Source organism: Spirulina sp. CS-785/01, from assembly GCF_028330525.1.
Classification (GTDB): Bacteria; Cyanobacteriota; Cyanobacteriia; order Cyanobacteriales; family Spirulinaceae; genus JAQMSD01.
Map to the genome: position 1 here is coordinate 1 of NZ_JAQMSD010000091.1, position 16,353 is coordinate 16,353.

At 45.6% G+C, this 16,353-nt stretch carries 14 protein-coding genes; 1 reads left to right on the forward strand and 13 read right to left on the reverse strand.

Annotation, left to right across the window (positions count from 1 at the left end):
* Positions 1 to 163: 163 nt before the first annotated feature.
* The 4 genes from trmFO to PN462_RS05120 all read right to left on the reverse strand — a co-directional run bounded on the left by trmFO (position 164) and on the right by PN462_RS05120 (position 9,222).
* Positions 164 to 1,504, reverse strand: coding sequence for an FADH(2)-oxidizing methylenetetrahydrofolate--tRNA-(uracil(54)-C(5))-methyltransferase TrmFO (trmFO, locus tag PN462_RS05105; RefSeq protein WP_272126935.1), 1,341 nt, complete (start codon positions 1,502 to 1,504; stop codon positions 164 to 166).
* 268 nt (positions 1,505 to 1,772) lie between these two features.
* Positions 1,773 to 2,612 (reverse strand): metal ABC transporter permease, encoded by an 840-nt coding sequence (locus PN462_RS05110; RefSeq protein ID WP_272126936.1) that lies wholly within the window; start codon positions 2,610 to 2,612, stop codon positions 1,773 to 1,775.
* A gap of 11 nt (positions 2,613 to 2,623) precedes the next feature.
* Complete coding sequence (locus tag PN462_RS05115; protein WP_272126937.1) at positions 2,624 to 6,037, reverse strand: DUF4347 domain-containing protein; 3,414 nt, start codon at positions 6,035 to 6,037, stop codon at positions 2,624 to 2,626.
* A gap of 191 nt (positions 6,038 to 6,228) precedes the next feature.
* Complete coding sequence (locus PN462_RS05120; RefSeq protein ID WP_272126938.1) at positions 6,229 to 9,222, reverse strand: DUF4347 domain-containing protein; 2,994 nt, start codon at positions 9,220 to 9,222, stop codon at positions 6,229 to 6,231.
* A gap of 180 nt (positions 9,223 to 9,402) precedes the next feature.
* Here PN462_RS05120 and PN462_RS05125 point away from each other — a divergent pair, with 180 nt between their 5' ends.
* Complete coding sequence (locus tag PN462_RS05125; protein WP_272126939.1) at positions 9,403 to 9,987, forward strand: hypothetical protein; 585 nt, start codon at positions 9,403 to 9,405, stop codon at positions 9,985 to 9,987.
* Positions 9,988 to 10,099: 112 nt separating this feature from the next.
* Here the strand turns inward: PN462_RS05125 and PN462_RS05130 are convergent, their stop codons facing one another.
* The 9 genes from PN462_RS05130 to PN462_RS05165 form a co-directional block, all read right to left on the reverse strand.
* Positions 10,100 to 10,609 carry an acyl-CoA thioesterase gene (locus tag PN462_RS05130; protein ID WP_272126940.1) on the reverse strand — a complete coding sequence of 170 codons (510 nt, stop codon included), beginning with the start codon at positions 10,607 to 10,609 and terminating at the stop codon, positions 10,100 to 10,102.
* A 221-nt stretch (positions 10,610 to 10,830) separates the two neighbouring features.
* Positions 10,831 to 11,970, reverse strand: coding sequence for an ATP-dependent 6-phosphofructokinase (locus PN462_RS05135; RefSeq protein WP_272126941.1), 1,140 nt, complete (start codon positions 11,968 to 11,970; stop codon positions 10,831 to 10,833).
* Positions 11,971 to 12,375: 405 nt separating this feature from the next.
* Positions 12,376 to 12,882 (reverse strand): gamma-glutamylcyclotransferase, encoded by a 507-nt coding sequence (locus PN462_RS05140; RefSeq protein ID WP_272126942.1) that lies wholly within the window; start codon positions 12,880 to 12,882, stop codon positions 12,376 to 12,378.
* Positions 12,883 to 12,933: 51 nt separating this feature from the next.
* Positions 12,934 to 14,520 carry a S8 family serine peptidase gene (locus PN462_RS05145; RefSeq protein WP_443029067.1) on the reverse strand — a complete coding sequence of 529 codons (1,587 nt, stop codon included), beginning with the start codon at positions 14,518 to 14,520 and terminating at the stop codon, positions 12,934 to 12,936.
* 338 nt (positions 14,521 to 14,858) lie between these two features.
* Positions 14,859 to 15,161, reverse strand: a complete 303-nt coding sequence (locus tag PN462_RS23390; protein WP_443029068.1) for a DUF2290 domain-containing protein — start codon at positions 15,159 to 15,161, stop codon at positions 14,859 to 14,861.
* Complete coding sequence (locus PN462_RS05150) at positions 15,140 to 15,409, reverse strand: hypothetical protein (protein WP_443029066.1); 270 nt, start codon at positions 15,407 to 15,409, stop codon at positions 15,140 to 15,142. The genes PN462_RS23390 and PN462_RS05150 overlap by 22 nt, the downstream gene beginning before the upstream one ends.
* 141 nt (positions 15,410 to 15,550) lie before the next feature.
* Positions 15,551 to 15,787, reverse strand: coding sequence for a type II toxin-antitoxin system HicB family antitoxin (locus PN462_RS05155; protein ID WP_272126945.1), 237 nt, complete (start codon positions 15,785 to 15,787; stop codon positions 15,551 to 15,553).
* Positions 15,771 to 16,040: a type II toxin-antitoxin system HicA family toxin gene (locus PN462_RS05160; RefSeq protein ID WP_272126946.1), complete on the reverse strand. Its 270-nt coding sequence runs from the start codon at positions 16,038 to 16,040 to the stop codon at positions 15,771 to 15,773. Before PN462_RS05160 ends, PN462_RS05155 begins: the two co-directional genes overlap by 17 nt.
* Positions 16,041 to 16,084: 44 nt before the next feature.
* Positions 16,085 to 16,333, reverse strand: coding sequence for a type II toxin-antitoxin system HicB family antitoxin (locus PN462_RS05165; RefSeq protein WP_272126947.1), 249 nt, complete (start codon positions 16,331 to 16,333; stop codon positions 16,085 to 16,087).
* Positions 16,334 to 16,353 lie beyond the last annotated feature (20 nt).

The window sequence follows — 16,353 nt, forward strand, 5'->3', positions numbered from 1 at the left end:
CTCACTGCGGACTAACTGTTGACCGTGATGAAAATAGTGCCGTTTTGATCAAACGGATTGCTATTGAGTCAGTTGCGGTGGGCAGTCGTAACTCTAAAACGCTTCCTTCCTTGAAACTAATTCTGGGATGAGAAGAATCCCACGTCTTTCAGCGCGGGAGATGTCAACTTGCATTGATCAACTGGAAACGGCTAAAATTTCGTTTCCAGTCTTCCAAATCTGCTAAGGCGCGATCGCGGTAAAACCCATAACGCTCTCGTTTACTGCGGACGCGCTTCTCTAACGGGGGAATAATCCCAAAATTCGGCGGCATGGGTTGAAAATGCTTAGGAGAAGCCGACGTAATAAAGTTAAACAACGCCCCCATCATAGTAGTTTCAGGCATCGTTAACGGCGGTTCACCGGACAGCAAACGAGCCGCATTGGTCCCAGCTAACCAACCCCCCGCAGCCGCCGCCGTATAACCTTCCGTTCCCACCAACTGCCCCGCAGCCAACACCGTCTCCCGATGTTCAAACTGCAAGGTATTTTTCAGCAACTGGGGCGAATTAATAAAGGTATTCCGGTGCATCACTCCCATGCGCACAAAATCCGCATTTTCTAACCCCGGAATTAAGCGAAACACCCGCTTTTGTTCCCCCCAGCGTAAATTCGTCTGAAAGCCCACCATATTCCACAGTTGTCCCGCTTTATCCTCCTGACGCAACTGCACCACCCCATAGGGTTTTTCATCGGGATAACGGGGATCATGGAGTCCCACAGGTTTTAACGGCCCGTAGCGCATGGTATCCTCTCCCCGTTGGGCTAATTCTTCAATAGGCAAACACCCTTCAAAGAACTTCGCATTCTCCCGTTCAAACTCCTTCACCTCCGCTTGTTCTGCCTCACAGAGAGCTTGCCAAAAGCGTAAATACTCCTCCTGATTCAGGGGACAATTGAGATAGGCTGCCTCTCCCTTGTCGTAACGGGAAGCCAGAAAGGCCACCTCTTGATTAATGGACTCCCCCACTATAATGGGACTGGCCGCATCAAAAAAGCTCATGTAGTCCATTCCTGTAAAGCGTTGTAAGTCATCGGCTAAGGCCGCACTGGTCAGGGGGCCGGTGGTGAGAATGACTATTCCTTCCTTGGGAATTTCCGTAATTTCTCCCCGTCGTAGATCAATGAGAGGATGATGGGCGAGGGTTTCAGTTAACTCCCGACTAAACACGCCTCGATCTACCGCTAACGCGCCCCCTGCCGGGACTTCGTGCTTATCGGCAGTAGCAATAATAATCGACCCCAGACTGCGTAATTCTGCATGGAGGAGACCTGCTGCGCGATCGCTATTTTTCGCCCCAAAGGAATTACTACAGACCAATTCTGCCAATTCTTCACTATGGTGGGCCGGACTCATTTCCACCGGACGCATCTCATGGAGTACCACCGGAATTCCCGCTTGCGCCACTTGCCATGCAGCTTCTGTTCCAGCTAGTCCACCACCAATTACCTGAATTTGTGCCATTAACTCTTGCTTACGTCTCTATCCTGCTCTCTTCCTATGTTATCAATTCACAATAGAGAATGGAGAATGAATAAAAATAATCAAAAACGAATCAGCTAAAACACTTTTAAACTGGGTTTCTTCAAGTGAGCCAAAAATACTCTAATTCTTTTCCCTGTTCCCTGTTCCCTGTTCCCTTTTCCCTATTCCCTGTTCCCTCCTATCACATTTCCATTTAAATACACAACCGCTTAACCAATACCAAACAACCCATAACCTAGCAAAACTCTCACCGTTTCACTAAAATTCCCTGAGACGGACTCAAGAAAAATGCCAGCCCAAATAACAAAAAAATACTGGTGACAATAGCCGCCCCCGAAGGCACATCTAAATAATAGCTGGCATACATCCCACTGAGGGTAGAAATTACCCCAAAAATTGACCCTAACCACATCATTTGATGGAGTTCTTTCACTAATAAATAAGCCGTAATCGCTGGGCCTACTAACAGCGACATCACCAGCAATACCCCAACCGTTTGCATACTCGCCACAATCGTTAACGTAATAGCACAAATTAAGCCAAAATATAATAAATTAACAGGTAAACCACTGGCTTTTGCTCCCAAAGGATCAAAGGTATAAAACAATAACTCTTTATAAAATAATTTAGCTAAAATTAACACAATACTGGTAATAATAATTGCTTGCCAAACATCCTGACGTTTAACCCCTAAAATATCGCCAAATAATAGACTACTTAAATCAATTTGATTAGTTTCTAATTGAGAAATTAGAATTACTCCCACCCCCAGAAAAGTGGTTAACGTGAGAGCCATTGCCGCATCGACTTTAACGCGCGATCGCGTTTCAATCGCCGCCACCACCAACGCACTACAAATCCCCGCCAAAAACGCCCCAATCGCCAAATGCACCTGCAAAAATAACGCCAAAGATAACCCCGGAATCACCGCATGAGCAATCACCCCCCCGATCATACTCATTTGCTTCACAATCAAATAACTCCCCACCACCGCACACAAAACCCCCAAAATGCCCCCCACCAAGAGGGCATTCCGCATAAATTCAAACGTGAGGGGTTCAAACAACCAAGTGAACAGATCGATCATAAGGCAATCTCTTAAACCGTGACATTGACATCAATAATAAGATCATTAAAGTCATTGTCACCGCCCCCCGGTAAATCTTCAAACCCAAATAAATTACTCCCCAACAAGCGAATATGATCCGCCTGATCCGGATTCGCCCCCGCAAAAACAAAATACGCCTGTAAATCCTCCCCTAGCGTATTATTAGCATTGTCATCCAAAAATTGCTCAATCGTACCATTAGCAACAATAAAGGGAGCGTAGAGGCCACCCCCCGCTAAATCACTATCAGTGCTAGCCGTATTCTCATCACCCACACTCAAGCTAACCCCAGCAACGCGACTCGAAATCGCCGCCTCCGCATACCCCGCATCCCCAGGAGCAATACCATTCACCGCACCACTCGCATCATCAAGGCGATATAACCCCACCGTATTATTAAAATTCGCCTCTCGATACAGGGTAAAACTCGCCGAAACCGACTCCGACACCGCCTCCAAATCCAACACTTCCAAATCCTGCCCTTGATCATCCCCCACCCCTAAAGGAGTAGCAAGACTCGTCTGTTGTAACGTCAGAGAAATCCCTTCCGCAAAACTCAAATTAAAACTCCCTCCCTCCTGCGTCACCTCCACTTGACGAGAGAGAAGACTACCATCAAACCGTTGTAACTCAACTAAAAACTGCTGGCCAACCGCCACCTGCGGCAAAATAAAATCCTGTTGACTCACCGCAAACCCCGGCGGTTGCCAAGGTGTTGGTAAAAGAGAAAACAGATTTTGGCTTCCCCCCAAACTCCCATCTTCCTGTTGAAACACAATAGAAACCTGGGTAATTTGGGCCGCATTCACCCCCGTCAGTTGAAAACTTAAATTTTGCCCCCCACTCCCCATGGTAAACAGTTGAGATTGGGGATTATATTGTAACTCCGGACTCAGACTCGGTGTATCTGGACTCGGAGGTGTAGGCGGTTGTGGAGAAGGCGGTTCAGGCGTTTCCTCCGGAACAGTCCCCCCCACCACAAAATCAAACGGGGGACTAGATAACGTCCCACTCGGCACACCAAACTCCACCGTCCCATTAAACGTTCCCACCGTCTCCGTATTCAGTTGTACCGCAAACCGCGTGGACTCTCCCGCCGCCAACTCTGTATCAAAAGAGTCTAAATTGACAATAAACGCCTCATCATCAATCGTAGGCTGTTCTAACGTCAGTGTCTCATCCCCCTCATTGGTCACTTGAAAAACCGTGGCCTGCTCCACATTAATGGGTTGCGTTGTCCCATCTTGCACCACCTGGTTATTACCCACCTGTGTCACCTTGAGAGGAGATTCAACCGTCCCCGTCACCGCAAAATCAAAGGGTGGAGTCTGTAACGTGCCATTGGGAACATTAAACTGTATCGTATCGGTAAACGTCCCCACCTGATTCGCCGCCAGTTCTACCGTAAACGTCGTTGATGCTCCCGCCGCTAAATCCGTCGTAAAATTATCCGTATTAATGGAGAAATTCCCACCAGTGGTAGGAGTCCCTAATGTAACCTGTTGTGACCCCTCATTAGTAATGCTAAACGTCGTCGGTTGCCCCACATCAATGGGTTGCGTTGTCCCATCTTGCACCACCTGGTTATTACCCACCTGTGTCACCGTGAGGAGAGATTCAACCGTCCCCGTCACCGCAAAATCAAAGGGTGGATTCTCTAGCAACTCATTGGGAGCATTAAACTGTATCGTATCGTTAAATGTTCCTAATTGATTCGCCGCCAGTTCTACCGTAAACGTCGTTGATGCTTCCCCGGCCAGATTAGTCGTAAAATTATCGGTATTAATCAAGAAATTCCCACCACTGGTAGGAGTCCCTAATGTAATCCCTTCCGTCCCTTCATTGGTAATTCTAAACGTAATGGGTTGCTCAACATTAATGGGTTGTGTCGTCCCATCCTGCACTACCTGATTATTATCCAGTCGTTCAACTAGGAAACTGGCCTGCAACTCAGGAACATTCGTCCTTTCAACCTTATTTCCTCCACCATTAATAACCGCAGTTGCTCCCCCTTCTCCTTCATCAAAGGCATCTTCGACATCTAACCCACCCGAATTATTCTCAATCGTGGTATTGGTTAAACTTAGTGTTGTGTCATCGACTTCAGGCAAAGCCCCTTGAGCAATACCACTGCCATTTTGAGCCGTATTATTGGTGATATTGCTACCTTGAATATCCAAAGATGAGCCATTCTGATTACGAATGCCACCGCCATCCCCATTGGTGCTACTATTTCCCGTGATGGTACTATTAACAATGGTCATCTCTGCACCAAGGCCACTTAAATCTTTATTACCATCATTATCAATCCCTCCTCCCCCATCTCCAGCAGCCACCCCTTTAGCGGTGTTATTGCTGATGGTGCTATCCTGAATCGTGACTTTGGCAACACCCTGCCCTGTGCCAACATTGGCAATGCCACCCCCATCATCATCGGCAAAGTTATCTGTGATCACGGAGTTATTGCGGACAATTAATTCACCGCCAATATTAAAAATACCCCCCCCATCATCGGAGACTCCCCCCACATCCACAGCACGGCCTCCTCGGACCGTAACGTTATCTAGGGTGAGTTTACTGGTCCCATTTGGGGGGAGAGGTCCCCCTGGCCCGGAGATAAAGAAAATCCGGAAGTTAGGCGCACCCCCATCCCGTTGAATGGTTGCCCCATTACCATTAATGGTGATGTCACTGGTAATAGAGGGAAGTCCAGTGGGGCCGTAAATCCCTGGCCCAGGTTCGTAGGCACTGGTTAAATTAAAGGTAGTGGGATTTAAGTTAATGGTGTTGGGATCGGGATTTTGGTTAGCAGCATTAATCGCATCAATTAATTGCTGGGTTGTGCCAATTAAAACCGCCGGATAACGCGCTCTAATGTCTTCTTCGATGGCTAAGGGGGCGATCATTGATCCAGTCTTAACATCTAACTGCCAATTGCCCTCTAATGCCGCATTTCCGGTTAAGGTAGAAGAAGCCGCAACTGTCGCCCCGGTTTTTGCTGCCAATTGCTTGACAAAATCCTTCCCTTGTGCATTACTCGCCACCTGACAACCATAGAGCAGTAACTCAAACTGAGCAGCAAACCCCTGTCGCCACTGTTGTAGGAGGGGAGTATAAGCGGCTAAATTCTCCGCCGTGAGCTTTGTTGCGCCAAGGTAGAGGCTACCAGGTGCGCCGTGGGTGAGGAGGTGTAAGCTGTGATAGCCGGAATGCTGGCGGAGGTAGTTGCTAATTTGCTCAATGCCGTCTTCTGCGGGGTGTAGCCAGAGGAGATCAGCCCCTGGTAGAATACCCTTGGCCAAGGTAGCCGCAGCCGTCAGACTAGCATCAATGGCGACGAGCATTCCCTGTCCTAGGGAGGCGGGGGAGAAGCGGGAAACAAGGGGAAGTGTTGGGGATTTCATGGCTAAAACAGGCTAGAACTAGAGCAATGGGTTTTTAGCTAAACTATCTTTAATGAGGACGGCCAGCATCCGCAAAATAACATAAATTCACAGGGTTCTTATATAGTATCAAGCGCAAAGTAACAGGAAACAGGAAACGGTAGGTTCAGAAGTTAGAGATGCACCCACTATCTTCGTAATGATATGTAGTGCTATACCGTTAGGGTAACATCAACAATCATATCGTTGAAGTCGAGGTCTCCACCTCCGGGTAAATCCTCAAATCCAATGAGGTTATTGCCCAATAGACGAAGATGATCTGCTTTGTCGGGGTTGGCGGACATGAAGGGGAAGTAGGCTTGTAGTTCACTTCCGGCTGAGTTTTCGGGGTTTTCGTCTAGGAATTCCTCAATACTGCCGTTGGTGATGATAAAGGGTGCATATAAAGCTCCTCCGGTGATGGAACTCTTGAGGGAGAAGCTGCTTTGGTTGCTAACCGAGAGGTTAATATCGGTGAGTCGGTTAGTCATGGCTGCTTCTGCATATCCGTCATCTCCTGGGTTGAGGCCATTGACTGCTCCTTCACTATTATCTAGGCGATATAATCCCACTACGTTGTCAAATTTGGCTTCCCGATAGAGGGTAAATGTCCCTTGGACGGTTTCTGAGGTGCGAGTGAGATCAAATACTTCTAAGCCAGAATTTTGAGCATTTCCGACTCCCAAGGGGGGGTTACTGGTGGTTTGTTGAAATTCTAACTGAATGCCTTGGCCAAAGTTGACGGAATAGCTGCCTTCGCTAATTTCGGTGGTGTTAAAGAATTGGCTGAGGGTTTGCCCTTGGGCGTTTTCGAGTTCGAGGGTAAAACTCTGCTGTTGGCTCACATTAATGATACGCTGTTGTTGCCCAAAGGCGAAGCCATTGGGGCGAAATTGCCTGGGTAGGGTAGAAAAGAGAATTTCTGACCCGGTTTCGATGCCGTTGACGTTCTGGAATTTAATTTTAATTTGGGTGATTTGACTGCTATTTTCGCCAATGAGTTTAAATTGCAGGTTATTACCCCCTTGTTTCCCGAAAAAGAAGAAATTATTACTCTCATTAAAGGTGAGAATATCGGCGATGCGATCGACAACGGGTTGATCGTCTCCTCCTGTGCCACTGCCATTATCAAGATCATCATCATCTGTCTCTCCTCCGTTCTCGATATCATCTTTTTCTTCGACTTCTTTGGTGATGGTTGCACTGAGGTTAAAGTTATATGTGCTATCTCCCTCGACTCCGTTAATATTGGAGTCATTGGTTTCAAAGGAAAAGACTTCTGAAATGTTTGCTATTCCCTCATCATTAAACTCTGAGGTTAGTCCATCGCCATCAAATTCTAGGGTAAAGGTTTCACTGTTGGGAGCGTCGGGGTTATCGGTCCCTGGAATTTGTGTGGGAAAGTCTCCGACTAAAGAAAAGCCGTCTGGAATTGTGCGATCGCTGATATTTAAAAAGAATTCTCCCTCGTTGACAATGGTAAAGGTACGAGAAATAACTTCATTTTCAGTTTCCTGAATTTCCCCAAAATCGACTGTGCCATCATTATCGGTAATGAGATTATTTTCATTATCGCGGACTTCTACATCTGCATCTGCACCGAATTCATATGCACCAATATCCGGGGTATCAACGGCAAATGCACCCCGTTGATCTGGAGCAGCTTCGGGACTCCCTGCATCAATAGCTTCACTGCCTTCAACTAAAGCATGGGTTTGGGGACTTCCTTCAGGTAAACCATTGAGGTCTAGTGTTTGGTTGAGAATATTATCAATAGTAATAGCATCGAGTTTTTGATCAGTTTCTTGGATGGGGATTCTGTTATTTTGCCCTAACCCAATTAAATTGTTGCCGTTACTGGTAAATGAACTTGGAAAACTAGCAAAGTCGGCATTGTCTGGAATACCGCTTGCACTATTGCCTAAAATAATAGAGTTTTTGAGGGTAAATGTCCCTGCATCTCGTTGATACAGTCCCCCACCTTCATTTCTCGCTTTATTTAAGGTAATTGTGCTGTTATTTACGGTTGTATTGCCATTCAGATTAAGAATTCCACCGCCAATATTTGCTCCACGATTGTCGCTCAGGGTACTGCTATTAATAACGAGGGTACTGCCTGTTCCTTCGTTATAAACTGCTCCCCCAATTACTTCGTTAGCGTCGCTTGTGTGGGTGTTTTCGTAGATGGTGCTATTGTTAATGGTTGTTGTGCCTAAATTGGCAATTCCACTCCCACTTCTCCCTACTTCATTTCCGGTCAAAGTGCTACGATTAACGGTTAAAGTGCCTTCATTAAGAATTGCTCCCCCGTTCTCCACTGCTCGGCCTTGAGACAGGGTAAGATCATTAAGGGTTAATTGTCCTCCTGACTGTACATAAAACAGACGAAATTGGTCTTCTGCGGGTAAACTGGAGTCGCCGGAAATGCTGGCTCGATTGCCGTTAATGGTAATATTTCCGGTAATGGTGGGAAGTCCATTGTCGGAGCTATTATAAGCACTGGTGAGGTTATATGTTCCCCCTGGGGCTAAATTAATTTCATTCTCTCCATTTTCCAAGGCAGTAATTAAATTCTCAATATCCCCATCGGCAATATCAATGAATACCCCTTGATAATGGTCTAAAACCTCTGCTAGAAAGGGGAGAGGGGTGGTAGTGGGTTCAGTTTGATAATCGAGTTGCCAATTTCCTCCTAATGCGGCATTTCCCACAACGGTACTTGATGCGGCTATTTTTGCTCCTGTTATTTTGGCGAAACTCTTGACAAAATTCCTGCCTTGTGCTGTTTCAGCGACCCGACAGCCGTAGAGTAAGATTTCTTCGATTTGCCAGGGGTACAGTTGAGCGGTGTAATGGGCTAAATTCTCTGAGGTGAGGGAGGTTGCGCCTAATTGGACTTGGCCGGGTTTTCCGTGGCTGAGGAGGTGTAACCGGGTAATTTTAGGGTGTTGGGCTAAATATTGGCTAATTTGGGCAATACTGTCTTGCTGTGGTTGGAGAATGAGGATTGATGTTGCTGGGTGGACTCCTTGGACAAGATGAGAGACATTGGTGAGAGTGGGATCAATTACTACCAAGGATTCTTTCATTAGGGAAGCAGAGGGGGATTGAATGGTGATTTCAGCCCCAGAGGGGGTGTATTCTTGCCGAAGGGAGGAATGACGCATAATGTAATGATCTCCGCGATAGATGCTTATTGTATGTGCTGATATTGTTTCTTAGCATATAGGGTTTCGAGAGAATTATAGGATGTGGTTTAGAAGATCGGGAGACTCTTTGCAATGTTTAATGAGGGGGGTCGTTGAGTAGGCTATGATCGGCTATGTGGATTTTCGAGAAATTTGACCATGAATGCCTCGCGTCTTCTGGGTTCACTCCTCTGCTTGGGGGTATTGGCAACTCCAAGTTATGCTTTACCGGGACAACGGACTGAAACGGTGGCCGCTTGGATAGCGGGCAACCCTGCGTTGCGACCCACTGCGCGGGATGGTTTAACGGTTAAGCGCACCAGTACCGCGGCCCAGCGTTTTGAGTTTCGCGCTTCGATTTTTCCCCCTGGTTTGGTTAGCTCTATTGGCAACCCAGGGACGATTCGCAGTGAGACGTTTTCCATTGTGGATCGGATCAATGGGGTGTCTCAAATGCAGTTAGAGCAGTCCTTACGGGAGATTTATGGTTTAGATATTTATCAGGACTATCTCCGAGGACAAATTTTGCATAGTTATCATTCGGAGCAAACGTTAGAGATGTCCCGACGGTTAGCTCTCCCTGGTATTGCTGCACAACGGGGAGAAATTCGCCTTGGGGAGGGGTTTGCCTATTGGGTGGAGTTAACGAGTAATGGTGAAGGGGAGGTTTATGCGGGACAATTGACGGTGTTGTTGATGGAGGATGTGGAGAAGTTGGAACGAGAGTTAATTTTGGGGAATTAGTCAGTTTAACCTTGGGTTTCAACCCAAGGCTAATAGCTAAAACCCGTTCAAAACGGGTTGGGTGAGTTACGGGATGCTTAACAATTGAGTCCCCATCGAACAAGACGGCTATTTATCGGGAGAGTTTTACCAGTGCATTTTTGACGGATGGAGGAAGACGACGCATAATTTTTCCTTTTTCCCGATCAACGGCCACTAAGGTGACTTGGGCGGTTAAATAAAGAATATCTTGGGGTGGGGTTTCCGGGTTGGGTAAGTGGGGGGAACGCAATTCATAATCCCAGACAATGCGAACTCCACTCATATCCCGCATCCGCGCTTTTAAGACTGCTGTTTCTCCTAAGCGTAAGGCTTGATGATAACGCACGGATAAATCCACTACAGGCAAATCACAGCCTATTTTAACTAAGTCCGCAAAATCAATGCCAATGGAGCGTAAACATTCCACTCTTGCTTCCTCTAGCCAACTGATATATGTACCATGCCATACAATCCCGGCGTAATCGGTATGATGGGGTTGGGCTTTGACTAAATATTCATACCAAGATTCGGTTTTTGCCTGTAATGCTTCTTCTTCAGTAATGGCACGGGTTGGGGGCAGTTGATTTTGTTGATCTCCCATCTTTGTTCTGTTGATACTCCTTTCAATATGATTAATTCTCTACCCACATCCCACGGTTTTTAGAGGGGGGTGAGGTTCAGATGACTGATACCCTTCGATTTTAACGAGAGAAGTGTCTATCAAGGAGGAGTCGGGGGAATTTCCTGTTGTCAAGGTGGGAAAGGCAATAGGGAATGAATTTTTATTGATTTATGGATTCCCTATTGCTGGTGTCAAGCTCCCTAAACGCCTTCTTGGACTAGATCAGAGGAAGAAAAGGTGGGGGATGAATGACTGCCATTTTCGCTATAGTGCAACCCCTCGCCATAAGTGGATTCAGCCGCCTCGCATTCGCCCACATAGATGCCTAATCCCCGTGCGGTATGGATTAAGGTGTCGTGGGGATCAACCTTGCGAATCTTACCACAGGCTTCTTCAATGGGAACGGGGATGACTTGGTGGTTTTGCCATGTCACCATTTTGTCATAGATATCTTGGGCGATTAAATCTACGGCTGCCACCCCAAAGGAGGAGGCTAAAACGCGATCGCTGGGACTCGGAATTCCGCCCCGTTGCACATGGCCCAACACTGTCACTCGTGTATCTACTCCAGTTAACTCTGTCACTAAGTTGGAGAAATATTCCCCGACATTGCCGATACGGCATTTCCCATCTCGCGTACAAACTGCCTCCGAGACTACCATGACGGTGAAGTTAAAGCCCTGGGTTTTTCGCTGTTCAATTTTGCGACAAATGGTATTGATATTGTAGGGAATTTCGGGAATGAGAACGACGTGGGCTCCTCCGGCAATCCCGGCATTGAGGGCTATATGCCCCGCATCTCGTCCCATCACTTCGAGGATCATCACCCGTTGATGGCTTTCTGCGGTGGATTGTAGGCGATCAATGGCTTCGGTGGCTACATTTACTGCCGTTTGATAGCCAATGGCATATTCGGTGGAATAGACATCATTATCAATGGTTTTGGGGACGGCCACAAAGTTAAAACCTGCTTCTTTGGCTATTCCATGGAGAATGGCTAAACTGCCGTCTCCTCCAATACCAATGAGGGCATCAAGACCGAGATTTTTGTAATTCTCGATAATGGTGGGCATACAGTCGGCAATTTTTTTCTCTCCTTTATTGGTGGTCCCTAGGAGTGTCCCCCCCCGTGTGAGTAGGGTTTCTACTTTATGGAGTTTGAGGTCCATATATTCGGGGGGGGATACCATTAAGCCCTTGGTTGCTCCTTTGATGCCAATGACTTCCCAACCGTAGGTGCTGACGGCCCGGTTGACGATGGCGCGAATTGTGGCGTTGAGTCCTGCACAGTCGCCACCACTGGTTAAAATACCGATACGTTTACGTTTATGTTCACTCATCTGTTTGTCCTCTCAAGATAGGGAGTCCTTTCTCACTTTTTCTGTAAGTCTTCAGGTTGGTTGGAAAATTTCCCTAAATGTCCCCGTCACAATGGGGTTTGCAAGGAATTTCCTGAATACTTACGGTTTTATTGTTAACGGACTTGTACGTTATCTAGAATTTTATCGGTATAAATTTTAGATTTGGGGATTTTAGTAAGAGAATTTAACGTTACGAATTATTATTACTTTGTTTAAGGTTTTCTAAAGTTTATTTTAAGATTTTAAGTTGTATAATGTGATGATATATACTTTTTGGGGAATGGGAATAGGGAATGGGGAATGGGGAATGGGGAATGGGGAATAGGGAATAGGGAATAGGGAATGGGGAAAAAGACAATAATTCCCAATTCCCAATTGATAAACTTAGGCAGATTTTAAGTCATATTTCTGTTGCTGTTGTAACTGTTTCATGTGATGGAATAGTTGCCAACAATAACTTTCGGGTAAACCACAGGTAATTGCGCCTCGTAACACGACGTTAAAATACCAATCATTGGGAGCTAATTCTTGCGATAACTTATCTACAACTACATAGGTTCGGACATGGGGATAAATGCGGCCTTGACATTCTACGGTAATGAATTCATGACGATAGCCATTATGGGGAATTTCTTCTCGGATATCTAATGGTTCACTGAGTCGTTGGGGGAGATGATATAGTACCCCCATAACAGAACTGTGATCATCGGGAACAATATCTAAGGCCCCGCATTGACGACGGAGAGATTTACGATAAAATCCGAGACGATAATGGTTAACTTTGGCGGGTCCGACTACATAGGGATAGGTGGGTTCTCCGAAGGTTCGTTGTAAGTCCACTGGACACATACAACTGCCGTAAGCGAAATAATAAAAGTAATTTTGAGTCATCAGTAACAATGCGGTTGAATGGCTGGGTGAGTGGGGATGGGGGATTGGTGATTATTCTTCGCTAAATGTCCACCATGCTAGGGCATAATCTTGTTTGGGTTGATTTTCTTGCTGATGATAGACAATGCGAATTTTATAACGTCCGGTTTCGGGGACAGGACAAAAAATGTGTTCGACACTATCCACATCACTCACCGAGGAGCAAGTGGTGGCTGGGGTTTCTGCGCGGTTGGCGGGGATTAAATAGACATCGAGGTTATTTAATCCGCGATCGCTAAAATCCTCTCCTAAATCAAACTGGCCATTTCCATTTTGATCATTGAGTTCGACCCAACGTTGCCATGCGAGGGTGACAGACGCATAACTTCCTTTGGGTAAGGGGGTGTCGATGACATAATCTTGCACCTGTCCGCTTTCTAGGGTGTTGTAGTCCCATCCCTGTGCGGGAACAGGGGTATCTGGCCCCCATTGACCACTACTAAACTGTTGATAGGCTCGAAAGGCGTTTAATTGACCTGTTCCCATTTGAATATCTAGGGGAATAGCAGGGTTATTATAAGCATCCCGTTGCAGCCAAGTTGTATTGTCCTTAGCTAAAATTGTGCGAGTCATGCCTAAATGGTAGCCATCTCCGGTATCTTGGATTTTATCAGCCGAATTGAGCAGAACGGCTCTCATTACTTCACTACGACGGGAGGCGACGGTCCAGTTGGGGGCGTTTTCTTTTAACTGGCGATCGCCGTATTCTTGTAAAACGGCCACTGTTCCCACTACATGGGGGGCTGCAAAACTTGTTCCGGTGACTTGGATGCGATCGCCCTCTAGATCATACACCCCAATGCGATTCCCTGGGGCGACCAAATTAATCGCCCGTCTTGCTCCTTGATTAATCTCTCGCAAAATCAAACGGCGGCCAATCCCCTCCGGTAAGGCACTTAAATTAGAAAAATCCAGTTTACGAAACTCTCCCTCCCAGCGAGTCGTTGAGGCCACATTCACCCCATTAAAATTATCCGTAGGAATGGGAATGCCGCCTCCCCCTTGATTCCCGGCAATCACATAGAGGGTATTATGCACCCGTGCCGACCAATCCACACAGCGCGTTAACAGGGCGTTTCCGTCCAAGGTGGGATTAGAACGGGGATCACGACGTAGGGGTTCACCAAAACTAATATTAATCGCCCGCACATCCCCCGCATTGCGTAAGGCCACGTGCTGGGCCGCCAAACATTCCTCTGGTTGTCCCGCATTCCGGAGTGATCCCACCGCCGAGGAATAGAGACGCGCTTCTGGGGCTACCCCTGTTAATGCTTTATCCTGACTGACCATGACCAGGGCCACCATGGCCGCATGGGGATCAACATGGGTGTTAGAATTGGCCGGGCGATCGCGGTGAAACACCCCAGCAATATCCAACTCCGGCAAATTCAACGCCGCTTTATCCAACCCAAATTTACTGGGCCGTCCCACTTCCACTTGTCCAATGCCAATTTTACGCCCCAATAAATCATAGGGCAGTTCATGGAGGCGTAGAACATCAATTCCTTGTTCCCCCGTCGAGTCGTCCAAAGCCATCACGGGGATAGTCAAGCCAACGACTGCTAACCCTCCCAGCAGTGCAACCAGTTGTTTTCTCATCTGCATAGACAGTGCGCTAATTCCTTCTCTATCTTACGGAAACTCCCGCCAGTTTGTCGGTCAATTGAGCTTATCTTGATTTTTCGGGGGGTGAGGAGTCATGGAAAGGGGGTTCTACTTATTTTCACCATATTACAGGAGACGATTACATGATCATCATATTCATAAGACCTATTCCTGTAGGGTGTGTTGGGTGGGGGAAAAGGTTAAAATATCACTTAACGGTAAGTTCCACCCAACGCACCGTCTGGTTATAGAATACAAGAGGGTGTGGTGCGTTCAACGGTCGAGACTCTCTATTTTTATCTCCAAGGTAACATCCCTTGAACACACCCTACCTAATCAATAGAGATATGTAAAATTTTCTTTTCATTATTAGTGATTGTTTCTGCAAATAAAGAAAATTTAAAGTTTAAATCTTGTGTAAATTTTTTAAAGGCAGTATTATAAAAATTTCGTAATATAAAAGCGATAAAAACACTAGGAGTCAGAGGAGCAGATACAGGGATTCTACAATTTTTAAATTGTCCTAACGTCAGATGACATTGAGGATGTTCAATTTCTTCAAAATTATCCGGATCATCATCAAATCTAATCGGGACTGGACTAATATTTTTTTCTAGAATATCCGCATAAATAATATCTTCTTCATATCTTTATTAATCAAATTCATTTTTTCTCTTTCTGCTTTATTAGGATAAGTGAAAGAAAGAGCAAAATAATGTTGTTTAATTTTCCTGAACTCTATTTCTAATTTCTTCATTTTTTCACCATATCCTATAACCCGTAACCATGCTTTACTTCTAGTCATGGCAGTAAACAAAATATTACGTTTTCGAGCTATATCGATTTCACTAAAGCATTCTTGAGCATTAATTAAATAAACCATTGCTGCTTCATTCCCTTTTGCTCGGTGAATACTTGTAAAGACAACACTCTTCGATAAATTCCAAACCCTAAAGCATGGGCTGAAGCAAGAATAGGACGAGAATTTCGATAGCAAGTATTCAGTATAATATCTTGTTGCGGTTCACCGTCTAAATTTCTTTGACCTTTTTACGGTCTGTAACCGTCCTTGAGGTTTAGGGATTTCACGGCCTAATTCCTGTGCGGTTTCTATCCACTCCTGCATAACAATTTCTACATTCTGTAATGCATCTTGATAGGTTTCCCCATCTGCGGCACATCCCGCAAGTTCTGGCACTTCTGCAATAAAGGCTTGATCTTCTTCACTCCAGTTAATGATTATTTTATAATGTAGTGTCATTTTGACCTCCTAAATTATATTTTAAAATTACTGCTCGGACTTGCTTGACTTGATAGGGTTTAGCTTTAGAGTCTTTTTTGGGTTGTAAATTTAAAATTTCTTCAATATTATCTTTAGTAAAAATATGATGACTTCCTCGAATTCGTTCATCAAACCCTAACTTCCGTAATACTTTACAAAGTAGATTAAACTCAATATTGGCATCTGACGTACCGTTTATAATTTTAGCAAAAAGTTTATCCAGTTGAGTCACCTGTTATTAATTGATCCTGATACATAGAATCTATCATAACATCCTTAATAAATTTGAGAAGGGAGAGGGATTGTTTTTTTGTTACTCCAATAAACGGTTTCAATCCATAACTCTCTGGCTTCGTTAATATTTTCTAATGCCTCCTCTAAGGTATCTCCTTGGGTGATACATCCCGGTAAATTGGGAATTGCGACGGTATATCCCCCATCTGCTTCGGGATAGAGCGATATGGGATATTTTAGAGATAAATAGTATTCTAAGGGTTGATGGTCAGTGTTTTGACTCGGTTTCATAAGACCTATTCCTGTAGGGT